10 protein-coding genes are annotated in these 13,166 nt (G+C 44.9%); 4 read left to right on the forward strand and 6 right to left on the reverse strand.

Annotation, left to right across the window (positions count from 1 at the left end; genetic code table 11):
- Positions 1-391: 391 nt before the first annotated feature.
- Positions 392-1,786 carry an AtzE family amidohydrolase gene (locus V7L05_RS17780; protein WP_335165910.1) on the reverse strand — a complete coding sequence of 465 codons (1,395 nt, stop codon included), beginning with the start codon at positions 1,784-1,786 and terminating at the stop codon, positions 392-394.
- Positions 1,783-1,971: a DUF4089 domain-containing protein gene (locus V7L05_RS17785; RefSeq protein ID WP_335165911.1), complete on the reverse strand. Its 189-nt coding sequence runs from the start codon at positions 1,969-1,971 to the stop codon at positions 1,783-1,785. The genes V7L05_RS17780 and V7L05_RS17785 overlap by 4 nt, the downstream gene beginning before the upstream one ends.
- A 224-nt stretch (positions 1,972-2,195) precedes the next feature.
- Between V7L05_RS17785 and V7L05_RS17790 the strand changes: the two genes are divergently transcribed.
- The 3 genes from V7L05_RS17790 to V7L05_RS17800 all read left to right on the forward strand — a co-directional run bounded on the left by V7L05_RS17790 (position 2,196) and on the right by V7L05_RS17800 (position 5,747).
- On the forward strand, positions 2,196-2,480 hold the full coding sequence (locus V7L05_RS17790) for a glutaredoxin family protein (protein ID WP_335165913.1): 285 nt from the start codon (positions 2,196-2,198) through the stop codon (positions 2,478-2,480).
- 53 nt (positions 2,481-2,533) lie between these two features.
- The gene (locus V7L05_RS17795) at positions 2,534-4,036 is read left to right on the forward strand and encodes a UDP-N-acetylmuramoyl-L-alanyl-D-glutamate--2,6-diaminopimelate ligase (protein WP_335165914.1); all 1,503 of its coding nucleotides are present in this window, start codon (positions 2,534-2,536) and stop codon (positions 4,034-4,036) included.
- Between the two features lie 172 nt (positions 4,037-4,208).
- Positions 4,209-5,747, forward strand: a complete 1,539-nt coding sequence (locus V7L05_RS17800; protein WP_335165915.1) for a DICT sensory domain-containing protein — start codon at positions 4,209-4,211, stop codon at positions 5,745-5,747.
- Positions 5,748-6,095: 348 nt separating this feature from the next.
- On the opposite strand, the gene V7L05_RS17805 is transcribed toward V7L05_RS17800, so the two are convergent.
- The 3 genes from V7L05_RS17805 to V7L05_RS17815 all read right to left on the reverse strand — a co-directional run bounded on the left by V7L05_RS17805 (position 6,096) and on the right by V7L05_RS17815 (position 9,934).
- Complete coding sequence (locus tag V7L05_RS17805; RefSeq protein ID WP_335165917.1) at positions 6,096-7,592, reverse strand: sensor histidine kinase; 1,497 nt, start codon at positions 7,590-7,592, stop codon at positions 6,096-6,098.
- Between the two features lie 279 nt (positions 7,593-7,871).
- A complete protein-coding gene (locus tag V7L05_RS17810; RefSeq protein WP_335165918.1) occupies positions 7,872-9,551 on the reverse strand; it encodes a sensor histidine kinase in 1,680 nt (559 codons plus the stop codon).
- 191 nt (positions 9,552-9,742) lie between these two features.
- Positions 9,743-9,934: a hypothetical protein gene (locus tag V7L05_RS17815; RefSeq protein WP_335165919.1), complete on the reverse strand. Its 192-nt coding sequence runs from the start codon at positions 9,932-9,934 to the stop codon at positions 9,743-9,745.
- 154 nt (positions 9,935-10,088) lie between these two features.
- Here V7L05_RS17815 and V7L05_RS17820 point away from each other — a divergent pair, with 154 nt between their 5' ends.
- Positions 10,089-10,910 carry an SDR family oxidoreductase gene (locus V7L05_RS17820; RefSeq protein WP_335165921.1) on the forward strand — a complete coding sequence of 274 codons (822 nt, stop codon included), beginning with the start codon at positions 10,089-10,091 and terminating at the stop codon, positions 10,908-10,910.
- A gap of 366 nt (positions 10,911-11,276) precedes the next feature.
- Here V7L05_RS17820 and V7L05_RS17825 read toward each other — a convergent pair.
- Positions 11,277-13,166: hypothetical protein (locus V7L05_RS17825; protein ID WP_335165923.1), on the reverse strand; the 1,890-nt coding region annotated here is incomplete at its 5' end.

Raw genomic sequence — 13,166 nt, forward strand, 5'->3', positions numbered from 1 at the left:
TTTCGGCGAACCCATTTGTTATTTCGGCGAACCCATTTGTTATTTCGGCGAACCCATTTGTTATTTCGGCGAACCCATTTGTTATTTCGGCGAACTCATTTGTTATTTCGGCGAACCCATTTGTTATTTCGGCGAACCCATTTGTTATTTCGGCGAACGGTTTATCGAATAGCCCAAAGAAACCTCACCCTGGTTCTGCTACGCAAAACCTGTCCCTCTCCTTAGTAAGGAGAGGGACTAATTAGTAAGGAGAGGGACTAAAGTCAAGACTGTTTGAGGTTTTGTTTTGGCTAATTCCATGACTTGTGTATACACGGTCGCTTTCTATCGGGGGGATTAAGGGGGGTAATTTGACTTGTGTATACACGGCCTGCGGGGAGGGGTTCTTTTTTTAGGGGTAATTATGCGGACATGATATCACTGGTGCTGAAACTATACCTTTTGCCTCTAACGCAGCCGCAACCCGTAAAATTAACGCTTCATTATATGGTGCTGCGATCAATTGTACACCTAAAGGTAAGGCATTTTGACGCTGAATTGGTACTGATAATACGGGTAAACCTATAAAAGATAATGGTTGAGTAAATAGCCCTAAATGAGGACGGACAAGAATTTCTTCGCCATCCAAAATCATCGTTTGTTGACCAATTAGCGGTGCGGAAATTGGTGTTGTTGGCGCAAGAATTACATCGACATTTTGAAAAACTTCCCGAATGCGATCGCGGTACCATCTTCTAAACCGTTGTGCTTGAAGATACCAGCTACTAGGAATTAACGCCCCAGCCAAAAAGCGATCGCGTGTCGCTGTGTCAAAATCTTGAGGATGACTTTGCAATTTATCCAAATGCAGATTTGCACCCTCGCTAGCTGTAATCACAAAAGCTGCTGCACGGGCGCGGTGTGCTTCTGGTATGGTTACGTATTCAGTGACTTCTATTGCATCAGCTACTTTTTGGACTGCTGCTAAAGCTTCCAGTTCTGCGCCTTTGGTGAAATAATCAGCTGCAATAACAATTCTGATATCAGAAATATCTTGTTTAAGTTGTGATAAAACCAATTCAGGTGGACGCTTTGTGCAAATTGGATCGCGATCGTCTTCTCCTTGAAGCACATCAAACACTGTGGCGATATCCTGTACCGAACGCGCAAAAGGGCCAATATGGTCAAAACTGCTAGAAAATAAAGCTACCCCAGCACGAGATAAGCGTCCATAAGTCGGCTTGAAACCAAAAACACCACACAACGCCGCCGGAACGCGAATAGAACCATTAGTATCAGAACCCAGCGTCAGGGGTACTAACCCAGCAGCAACAGCCGCCGCCGAACCACCTGACGAACCACCAGCAGATCGTTGTAAATCATGGGGGTTGTGAGTAGCACCGTAATGGCAGTTTTCCGTCACAAACCCATAGGCGTATTCATCCATATTCAAAGCGCCAACCAGCACAGCACCCGCTTGTTTCAGCTTCGCCACTGCTGTTGCATCAAGGCTTGCTGCTGGATTTTCTGCATTGATTTTCGACCCCGCCAGAGTTGTTAAACCAGCGATATCGAAGAGATTTTTCACCGCAAAAGGCACACCAGCCAGCATTCTGGGATGATTACCTTGGGAAATTTCCCTGTCAATGCGGGCTGCATCTGTTAAAGCTGTTTCAGCAGTCACAGCCGTAAAACAGTTGAGTTGATTATCCCACGCGGCGATTCGGGCGATCGCAGCCTGAGTAACTTCCACCGCGCTAACTTTACCTTCACGCACAGCCGCAGCGATTGATACAGCATCATTCATGGTTCAAAAACTGGTGCAACTTCAATATCCTCTGGTAGGGGAAACTCATTTACAAGATTAGCGATCGCTCTAATTCTCTCAAAATTTGCCACCACACCATCACGATACTCATCTCTTAACTCCAAATCCAACAACAACGCCATTTGATCAACATACTCACCCAGATTAAAATCTTCTCTTCTCATCTCTCTGCGTCCTCTGCGTCTCTGCGGTTCGTTATTCTAAACTTAACGTGAGTTCGACAAGTTTTATTTGACCTCTCCCGCAGCCCCTCTCCGACGCGGAGAGGGGAGCAAAAAGCTGAATTTTTCGTTGCTCCTCCCTTTCCGTTTCGGAGAGGGAGGCTGGGAGGGAGAGGTTCATCGAACTCACGTTAAACTTATACTTCTTGCCACAACTGAAATAAACAATGCAATTAATTTTATACAGTAAACCCGGCTGTCATTTATGTGAAGGCTTGCAAGAAAAGCTAGAACAAATCCAAAATCTTAGTTTCGAGTTGGAAATTAGGGATATTACGACTCGTGAAGATTGGTTTGCTGCATATGAGTATGAGGTGCCGGTAATTTATTTATCGAACCGCAGAGGCGCAGAGGACACAGAGGAAGGGAGTGAGAAATTATTGCCGCGTCCTTCTCCTCGTGCTAGTGTGCAGCAGTTAGAGCAAATGTTAAGTAAGTATTTAGCCAATTAGAAAAAAATAATGCAGAATAAGCGCAAGATTAAGATGGTGACGAGGTTCACAAGATGAAATTGCGGGAATTACTAACGGCGGTAGATAGTGTTGAACAATTGCCTAGTCATCCGATTTTTGAGGATGTGGAAGTTAGGGGTTTAAAGACGAATTCCCATGCTTGTATTGTGGGAGATTTGTTTATTGGGATGCCAGGAACGCGGGTTGATGGTGGGGAATTTTGGCAAAGTGCGATCGCATCAGGTGCCGTAGCTGCGATCATCTCTCCCGAAGCTGCACAGAAAAATCCTGCCACAAATCAGGCTGTGGTGATCAGTGCAAGTAACATAACTCAAGCTTGCGCCCAGATAGCCAGTGCTTTTTACGGTTATCCGGGACAAAAACTCAAGCTGGTAGGTGTGACTGGTACAAATGGCAAAACTACAACTACTCATCTAATTGAATTTCTACTGATTAAAGCTAATCTAGCTACAGCTTTGATGGGAACTCTCTACACTCGTTGGGCAGGTTTTGAGCAAACTGCTGCCCATACTACGCCCTTTGCGGTAGAACTGCAACAGCAGCTAGCAGAGGCGGTAAATGCTGGTAGTGAGTTCGGGGTGATGGAAGTAAGTTCTCACGCTTTGGCGCAAGGTAGAGTGTTGGGTTGTCAATTTGAGGTGGCGGTGTTCAGTAATCTTACCCAAGACCATCTCGACTATCACCGTGACATGGAAGATTATTTTGCTGCCAAAGCGTTGTTATTTAGCCCTGATTATCTCAAGGGACGGGCGATAATTAATGCTGATGATTCCTATGGAAAGCGGTTAATTGCTTCGTTGGATTCCGAACGGGTTTGGAGTTATAGTGTCAACGATAACAGCGCTGATTTATGGATGAGTGATTTAAATTACGAGCCGAATGGTGTCAGTGGTATATTACATACACCTCATAGTGAGGTAGCTTTTCGATCGCCACTAGTTGGACAATATAATTTAGAAAATCTTCTCGCAGCCATAGGAGCAGTTTTACACTTAGGGCTAGATTTGCAGTTACTCGTATCTGTGATACCGGAGTTTCCCGGAGTCCCCGGACGGATGGAACGGGTACAGATTAGTGCTGACCAAGATATTAGCGTGATTGTGGATTATGCCCACACACCTGATAGTTTAGAAAATTTGCTGAAAGCTGCACGTCCGTTTATACCTGGGAAGGTGATTTGTGTGTTTGGTTGTGGAGGCGATCGCGATCGCACTAAGCGCCCAATAATGGGTAAAATTGCCGCCGAATTAGCTGATGTGGCAGTGGTGACATCGGATAACCCCCGCACTGAAGACCCAGAACGGATTTTAGCAGATATTTTGGCGGGAATTGATGATACAGTGCAGACAACTGTAATTTGCGATCGCGCGATCGCAATTCGTACCGCAATTTTACAAGCACAACCCGGTGATGGAGTCTTGCTTGCTGGTAAAGGTCACGAAGACTATCAAATTCTTGGTACTGAAAAAATTCATTTTGACGACCGAGAACACGCACGCGACGCTTTACACCAAAGACTGAACATACAAGCCTAATTTCAAGGGTAGCAGAGCTGTGCTACCCTAAGATGTGGATTCCACACAATTAAAATTGCCCATAATTCATAGTTCATGTTTCTTTCCTTGGGGATTTTGTAAAAAATGCACACATAAAGGTGAGAATCGAAAACAGAATTATTTCTTGGTTCATCCTTGTTGTGCTTGACTCATGAATGTATCTCTGACTAAGGAACTGTCTGTTTATCAACTGGTTATGGGAGTGCAAGTGCCTCCTAAACCATTGTCCCTCAGTCCTGCTACTCTGCTATCACTAGTGAGAGCGCAAATTGACTTACTAATTGAGCAGCAAATTGCAGCAACTTTATGGGTGAAGCTACCACCAGATAAAATTTGGCAATCAGAATTAGCGCGTTATAAATCCTCAGTAGGTGCGTCTAGTCTCATTTATACTTGCCAGATTGACGAGAGAGGGAAAGGGGGAGATGAGGGAGAGGGAAGAGTAAATGCCTCCTCATCCCCCTCATCCCCCTCATCCTCTCATCATGTCTCTATTCACCTCCCACCAGATAGCCAACTGCGACGGGAAAACTTTCTGATGGTATTATCGCCCCAATTTTGCAGTTTAATTTTGGCTCATCGACCACTTAAAAAACACAAAAATCAGACATCGGGGAAGGTAAATACTAATAAAAACCAGCCGTTGCTGATTATAACTACTGTTGAGGGGAGAGTAATTCAGCAAGTATTAAATGGTATCCAAAAAGCGATGTCTAACGACAAGCCCTTCGGGTTCGGGGGGTCGCAATCGACGCCAAGCGCCAAGACTGCGACCCCCTCACCGCCAGGCGTCTACGCGGCAGAATCATCCCCAATTTTACCTGCTAGTTTTATTTGTCCAAGTGCGCCCCAAGCTGCACTGATGAATCAACTATTGGCAAAACAACTCCTGCGACAAGATGAAATTAATCGTCAAATCATTGCAGTACGCAGCACCAAGTTGCAGCAGCAAAATCAAGAACTGCACAACAAAGAGCAACTCAAAGATGAATACCTGAAAAATATGTGTCAGGAATTGCGTACACCCTTAACGCACATGAAGACAGCACTTTCGTTATTGAATTCCCCTAATCTTAAACCCCCCCAGCGACAACGTTATTTACAGATGTTAAATACCCAGTGCGATCAACAAAATTCCCTGATTAGTGGTTTGTTGGAACTGGTGCAGCTAGAACGCAATTTGGAGGGGAGGGCTTTGGAGTCGGTGCGTCTCTCAGATATTGTGCCTGGAGTAGTCAGTACGTATCAAACTGTAGCCCAAGAAAAAGGGATTATCTTAACCTATACCGTACCGACTGAACTCCCATCTGTTTGGTGCGTGAGTGGTGGTCTGAGGCAAATTGTGATCAATATGCTGCACAACAGCATTAAGTTTACCCCGATTGGTGGTCAAGTATGGGTGCGTGCCCGTATTCAAGGCGATTATGTCCAATTAGAATTCCGCGACACAGGTATCGGTATTGCCGAAAATGAGATTCCCAAAATCTTTGATCGGTTTTATCGTGTGCGTACAGCTGCAACTGAAGATTATGGTGGTGCTGGGTTGGGCTTAACAATTGTACAGCAATTGCTGCTACGCTCTGGCGGATCTATTTCTGTAAAAAGTAAATTATCTGAAGGTTCCACATTTACACTAGAATTGGCAAGTGTTGGCGATACCCCAAGAGCGATCGCTACAGAAAATGATTGACCAGTTGTGATACCATTTCACACAAACCCTGATACATATAGATTTCTCGTAGGGGCACAGAAAAAGCTCATGCGTGTCAACTTAAAGTGAAAGCCTTTTAAAACCTCGTTTCCAGCCTCTGGCTGGAAATGCACCTCATCGCGGCTCTGCCGCAAGTCTTGAGGCGGCAGCCCCCTCGGAATGCATTCCCAGTCTCCGACTGAGAACGAGATAATACAATTGGCAAGTGTTGGCGATATCCCAAGAGCGATCGCTACAGAAAATGAGTGATCATTTGTGAGTAATGAGTCATGAATTTTTAACTCCTGACTCCTGTACAGACGCGATTAATCGCGTCTCTCCTAACTCCTAACTCCTAACTCCCGGCTTATGCTTATTGGTAACTTCTAAAGGCAGGAAAATCGTCAAAACTTCCCCATAGTGTGGACGCTGGCGCACAATCAGTTTTCCACCGATCGCCTGAAATAAATGCTTGGTTGCGGCGATATTCAAACTAATCGTACCCGTTTCTGGTTGGAACATCAGCAGTTGACCTAGAGCTTTCCGAATTGGTGGCCTTGCAGGTGTGGCGGCTTTATTGGAATCTTTGCACCCGAATTGGGGCGATAATTGTAACTTCAGTTGATCTCCAGCCGGAATAACTTGTACTTGAATATGGCTGCCAGGGGGTAAGCTGCGAGTGAAATTCTCGATCAAACCAGTGAGTACCTGATCGAGCATCGTGGGATTACTCACCACCGTTGGTAGTTGCTGAGGTAAAACAACATTTAAAGTTAAGTTCCGCCGATGCGCTGCTTGTTCCCAACGAGGAATGCTCTGCTGCAACACTTGATCTAAAGACATCGGCGTGAGTTGAGTTTTTGAGGATTTTGCTGAAGCAGTAGTTTCTAATTCTGCTGCCTTAAACAACAACTCCATGCGGTCAATTTGCTCGGTACACTCATGATCGATAATCTTTAAGCGATTAATCACGCTAGCATCTAAGTCTCGCCGCTTCAACAGGAGACGAGTCATGGTGCGAATAGTTGTTAAAGGTGTGCGGACTTCGTGAGCGAAAGCTTGGAGCAATTCCACATCGGGATTTGGGGATTTGGGGATTGGGGATTGGGCATTGGGCATTGGGGATGGGTTATTCTCCTTGTCCTCCTTGTCACCAGTCCCTAGTAAAGTGTCCCTAGTCTCTTCTGGTTCTGTTAATTCCTGAAGCAACAACTGACTAAACTCAATCATGATGCGGTAATCTGGTGTTACCGGGGAATACTGTTCTACTAATGCGTCTAGGCGGGCGAAAAATTCTGGATTAGCCAGCATTACCCTGGCTCCTAGCGATCGCCAAGCCTGCTGCACTACTTCTGGTTCAAAAGAAAATGAAAAGGTTTTTTTACCGTTCTTGTGGGTTGCTAAAACCAGCACTAATCTAAATTTATCTGTAAAAACTAAGCAAAACTGCTCTGCCCCTAACGGATCGGCAGGTAATAAGGGAAGTACCGATTCATGGGGAGCGATTTCTTCATTTACAGATGCATTGGCGTAGCCCAACTCTGGGATCGCATCTGGCATCTGAAATGGCATCAGCGCCAAGGGATTAAATGGTTTTGCTGAAAAAGTTACTGTTTGTAAGCTTTGAGTCAGTTTTGGCTGACTAAATAAGGGTGCTGGTGCAGCTAAAACTAATCCTTGCGTTATAGCAGGTGAAAGATTTGCTAAAGTATTTAATAGCAAATGTTCTGTCGCTGCGAGGCTGACACGCCACTGCCGTTCTGCTTTAGCAGGCGAACATTCAGCGACACTTGATTGATTTTCAGCCAAGATTTCGCTCAAGCTTGGCAATATCCATTTATACACAGGTTTTCACCCCCTTAACTCAAGAGTGACTAACAGCGTCTAGGGTAGACATTTCACTACTACTTAAAAGGTTATAGCTATTTGCGTACTGTTGATAGTGGTAGAACCGAACAATTCGGGCGCAATTTCCCCTCTAAGTGCTATTCACCAAACAGTGAGGAATACCGATCGCAGATTAGACATAGGAGTGAAAAAGAATGTAGAGACATAGCACTGCTACATCTCTCTACAAGGATTCTGGATAAGGCATCTTTAATTTCTGGAGATGTCTATTGATAATTATGCTGATTTCACTGGTCGAATCGGGATTGTAATTACAAACTCTGCACCCTGTTCCGGTGATGAAATGCATTGCAAAGATCCACCATGCTTTTCAGTAACTATCTGGTAGCTAATCGATAATCCCATACCAGTCCCCTGACCGACTGGTTTCGTGGTGAAAAAAGGGTCAAATAGACGCGACTGGATTTCTTCTGGAATTCCTGCTCCATTATCAGCAATCCGAATCACGAGATTTTCATTTACCTGTTGACAAGAAATGCGAATCAAGAGATTTGGACAAAGTTCTTTTTGGAAACCCTCTTCTAAAGAATCGATTGCATTTGCCAAGAGGTTCATAAATACCTGATTCATTTGCCCTGCAAAACACTGAATTTTAGGCATTTCACCATATTCTTTGACCACTTTAATTTCAGGGCGATTATTTTGTGCCTTAAGACGGTGTTGCAAAATTAACAGAGTACTGTCAATTCCTTCATGTAGATCAACCGTTTTGAACTCAGCTTCATCCAAACGAGAGAAAATTCGTAGACTGAGAACAATTTCACGGATGCGTTTAGCCCCCATCTTCATTGAAGACAATATCTTAGGCAAATCTTCTATTAGGTACTCAATATCTGCTTCTTTGTTAGCATTTTGAATTTCTGCCTCTGGGTAGGGATAATAATTTTGATAAAGCTTAATTAACAGCAGCAGCTGTTGAGTGTAATCATCAGTGTGTTGGAGGTTGCCGTAGATGAAATTAACCGGATTGTTGATTTCATGGGCAACTCCCGCCACTAGTTGACCCAAACTCGACATTTTTTCAGATTGAATTAATTGCATTTGGGTTTTTTGCAGGTCTTTCAGAACTTGCTGAAGTTCGGTTTCTGCCTGTTGGCGCTCAAGAATCTCGTCTCGTAATTGTTCGTTGGCATTGACCAACTCAACTCTGGAATGTTGCAGATCGTCCGCCATTTTGTTGAACGAGGTGGCTAACTCGCCAATCTCATCCTGGGAGCGAATACTAACTCTGGTATCCAGTTTACCTTCAGCCAGATATACCACAGCTTGCTGGAGTTGTTTAATCGGTTTTGAGATACTTCTAGAGAGCAGATAACCTACTGCTAATGCAAATATGCCACATCCCAAACTGATGACCGAGGTGACAACAATATTTTTATCAGCTATTGCTAGCGCTGCTTCATAAAGCGGTGTATATTCCAAAATTACTGCACCAAAGGTTTCACCGTTGCTAGTCTTAAAAGCAACAGCAATCAATTGAATCCCCTTTGGGTACTCAGAACTGGTTTCAACATAGGTTCTTGGTATACCATCGTGAATAGTTTTACCAACTTCATTATTGCGATCGTGATCTAATCGCGTACCGATGTCTTCAGTAACTACATCTGCCAGAATGATTTTATTGCGGTCTACAATCTCTAGATCACGCTGACGTTGCTTATGTAGTGCTTGAACATGCTCTTGCAAATGGGCTAGCAACTCCTCTCGCGATCGCATTTCGTGGTATTGCAACTCATGACTTACGAAATATCCCAGTAGTCCCGCAACTTCTTCAGCCTCTTGTATAGCAAGATACCTAGCCATCTTCAATTGCTGATTGGCACTAATCGCACCAATAGTTGCTGAGAGAGTAACCATTCCTAGAATACCCGAAATTAATTTTTGACTAATTTTCATTCCTGGCTCGAAACCTCAAGTGCTGGCTACTGTGCTGATTTAGATTTAGGGAGTTTGCCCTGATCTTAAAATTCCCAGTTTTCAGCCTATATGCTACAGAGTCAACAATCATTAGCAAAATCTTTAATCTGGGTCTATTTTAGCGATGTGCTGCATCTACGCCCGTCGTAGACATCGCATTTTTTAGTAGATTAGCAATATAGCAGTTCTTGTTGGGATGCAACAGATGGTAGGGGCACAGCATTGCTCATTGGTGTCAACTTAACGTGAAAGCCAGTCTCTAAGCAGCTTTTAAGATTGTCTCGTTCCCAGTCTCCGACTGGGAATGCCCGTCGTTGAGGCTCCGCCTCAAGACTTGCGGCAGAGCCGCTTTTGATCTGCATTTCCAGCCTCTGGCTGGAAACGAGGTTTGAAAAGAGTTTTGGCTTAAGTTGACACCAATGAGCATTGCTGTGCCCCTACGCCAGCTCGCCCACGCGACTGGCTCCTGTATTCCATACAATTGAGAACTGCAATAGACTATCTCACAGGTACTTTATGACTTCTTTTGAAACGTCAGTTGAAAATTTGGTACTAGTTGTTGGTGCTACTGGTGGAGTGGGGCAACTGGTGGTAGGCAAGCTGCTAGAGAAAGGCTTGAAAGTTCGTGTCCTGACACGCAATGCTGCAAAAGCTGAAGAGATGTTTAACCAGAGAGTAGAAATTGCCGTCGGTGACATCCGCCAGCCAGCTACACTGCCAGCCGCAACGCAAGGTGTGAGCCACATCATAAGTTGTACTGGAACCACTGCTTTTCCCTCTGCGCGATGGGAGTTTGACAAACCTCCAAACTTGATTGAATGGGGAATAACTTTCCTTAACCCCAAATCTAGTGAAGCAAAAGCAAAGAATAGTCCGGCGAAGGTCGATGCCCAAGGTATCAGCAACCTAGTGGCAGCAGCACCCCGGAATTTGCAGCGATTCGTTTTCGTCTCTTCCTGTGGAATTCTCCGTAAAAATCAGTTTCCTTTTAGTATTCTTAATGCGTTCGGCGTGTTGGATGCCAAACAAAAGGGCGAGGAGTCCATTATTAATTCAGGATTACCTTACACTATTATCCGCCCAGGACGCCTTATTGACGGCCCATATACCTCATACGACCTCAACACGCTCTTAAAGGCAAAAACAGGGGGTAAATACGGTGTGGTGGTAGGCACTGGGGATACACTTTCGGGTGATGCCAGCCGGATTGATGTCGCCAGCGCTTGTGTAGAATGCCTTTTTCAGCCAAATAGTTCGAGACAAATTTTTGAAATAGTTAACCAGGGACAAAGACCGCCTGTGATTGACTGGGAAACTCTTTTTTCCTCGCGTTATTAAAAATTGCCCAATTATTTTTTTAGATTACCTATACTGCAAACTCTTGCGGATCTCGCTTTTGACGTCATGTGAAAAAGCCCAGGAAAAACCTAACCCCCTAACCTCCTTCCCGACGCGGGAAGGGGGAAAATTCAAAGTCTCTTTCCAGCGATTTTCTTGATACATCGAATTTTCTCCAGATTGCTTCGGCGATCGCATATCCAATTGCAAAGGATTTTTACCCTATTTAAGCAACTCTAGATTATGCCGATACAGCAACCAACGACCTGATTCTACCAGAGTTTTCTGGTGATTCATCCCTGTGGTTATGTTAATAAAGGATTTAGTTTCAAGATTCCAAGCTTGGAACTCGATGTTTTAAGCAAACTACGCTTGCAGGACAAAATCAGATGCCGTGAGAGTTGGCGTACCAGTTAGAGTCGCAAATAAACCGCCACTGCCGAAACCCGCCGCGCGACCATTTTGGTTGTAGAACAACTTCCCACTCACAGAATCGTAGATAATTATTGCAGTGCTAGTCTCTGCTGAAGAAGTGATTTGAAAATCACTGGCATTACTGAAACCATTTCCCGCAGCAGAAGCGATCGCATTAAAGGTAGTCTTATCTAAGATAATCTTGTCACCTTCGCAGTGTTTGAAGTCACTAATGGCATCTACACCAACAGCAGTCGCTGCAAAAGCAGCATCGGTGTTGTAAAGGAATCTGTCAGCACCTACACCACCGATGAGAATATTATTGCCTACACCACCCACAAGAGTATCATTACCTTCTCCACCGATGAGAATATCATCGCCTGACCCACCCCGCAACAGGTCATTGCCACTGTTGCCATTGATAATATCGTTACCTCCTTGACCATTAATCACATCATTGGAGTTATCAAAACCCGCGATGTTATTGTTTAATTCATTAAGGAAGGTGACAGTGTTTTTGTTGAAAATGCTAGTTTGAGTAGAGTTAGCATCAATCACATCAAAGCTGTCGGCGATGCTGGTTTGTCCATCAAACAGGATATTGCCTATCGCTGGTCTGGCTCCAGAAGTTGGTAAATTATCCAGGTTTTCTAACTTAAAGTTTTGTAGAGTGACTTTAGTATTAGCCACATTTTCAAAGGTGACTTCTAAATTGTTAGCATTGGGAGTTAATTGCAGATTTTGGGCAGTTAAGCCCGATCCTGTAAAATGCAACGTGTCCACTTGAGCAATCACGGCTGCTGATGGATTTGAACCTTTACCTACGCCGTCAAAGTCGGTAATGGTGTCGATACCATCGCCAGGGCGAAATACAAACTTGTCTTGACCACCGTTACCGGTGAGCTTGTCATTACCAGCCAAACCCTTGATGATGTTATTACCGGATGTGCCTGTGAGGATATCTGCACCACTGGTTCCGGTGAGTTTCAAGTTAAAACTTAAGGTAGTATTTGCCACTGTACTGGTGTTACTGAAAGGTTGCCCATCATTGACGACAAATTGAATGAAGCGATCGCTAGTGTTAACAGAAGCAGCTGTATTGTTGTAGGTAAGGCTGCTGAGGACTTGTCGGTAATTGGCAATGGTATCTGTGCCGCTCAGGGTGAGAGTGCCTGTGGTGGCATTGTAGGTAGTAGTGATGTTACCGATGGCAGTGGCACTTAGACTTTCGGCTGCGCCATTTAAGGGATTGGCAATGGTGATAGTGGCACCAGCTAGGGTAGTGTTGTTATCGCTGAGGGTGAAGTTGTGATCGACGATGGAGACGGGAGTACCGCTAAAGGTGGTGCTAAAATAAATTCCAGAAGAATTGCCGTTAAGGTCGAGAACGGGAGCGCGGTTGCCAAACAGCACGTAGCTCTGCCCGTGAAATTCTGCGCCATTTGGTGCCCCGATAATCAGGTCAGCGATGCCGTCGCCGTTGATGTCTCCCGCACTGCTGACAGACCAGCCTGAGTTGTCATATTTTTTATTGATGCCGTTGATGGCAAAGCCATTAGTGCCATTGAGGGTGGAGAGGTTGAGTTGGGCATCAAAACCCCCCTTCCTGCCAAACACCACGTAGCTCTGCCCTGAATCGGAGCCGTTGGGGTTGGCGCCTGGTGCCCCGATAATCAGGTCAGCGATGCCGTCGCCGTTGATGTCTTCCGCACTGCTGATAGAGGAGGCTGAGTTGTCAAGTGCATTAATGCCGTTGATGGCAAAGCCATTAGTGCCATTGAGGGTGGAGAGGTTGAGTTGGGCATCAAAACCCCCCTTCCTGCCAAACACCACGTAGCTCTG

The sequence above is a fragment of the Nostoc sp. genome, assembly GCF_036917755.1.
GTDB lineage: Bacteria > Cyanobacteriota > Cyanobacteriia > Cyanobacteriales > Nostocaceae > Nostoc.

Excerpts from the sequence above, each read along its gene's own strand:
- V7L05_RS17780 (WP_335165910.1), bottom strand. The coding sequence starts at position 1,786 with ATGAATGATGCTGTATCAATCGCTGCGGCTGTGCGTGAAGGTAAAGTT.
- V7L05_RS17785 (WP_335165911.1), bottom strand. The coding sequence starts at position 1,971 with ATGAGAAGAGAAGATTTTAATCTGGGTGAGTATGTTGATCAAATGGCG.
- V7L05_RS17790 (WP_335165913.1), top strand. The coding sequence starts at position 2,196 with ATGCAATTAATTTTATACAGTAAACCCGGCTGTCATTTATGTGAAGGC.
- V7L05_RS17795 (WP_335165914.1), top strand. The coding sequence starts at position 2,534 with ATGAAATTGCGGGAATTACTAACGGCGGTAGATAGTGTTGAACAATTG.
- V7L05_RS17800 (WP_335165915.1), top strand. The coding sequence starts at position 4,209 with ATGAATGTATCTCTGACTAAGGAACTGTCTGTTTATCAACTGGTTATG.
- V7L05_RS17810 (WP_335165918.1), bottom strand. The coding sequence starts at position 9,551 with ATGAAAATTAGTCAAAAATTAATTTCGGGTATTCTAGGAATGGTTACT.
- V7L05_RS17815 (WP_335165919.1), bottom strand. The coding sequence starts at position 9,934 with ATGCAGATCAAAAGCGGCTCTGCCGCAAGTCTTGAGGCGGAGCCTCAA.
- V7L05_RS17820 (WP_335165921.1), top strand. The coding sequence starts at position 10,089 with ATGACTTCTTTTGAAACGTCAGTTGAAAATTTGGTACTAGTTGTTGGT.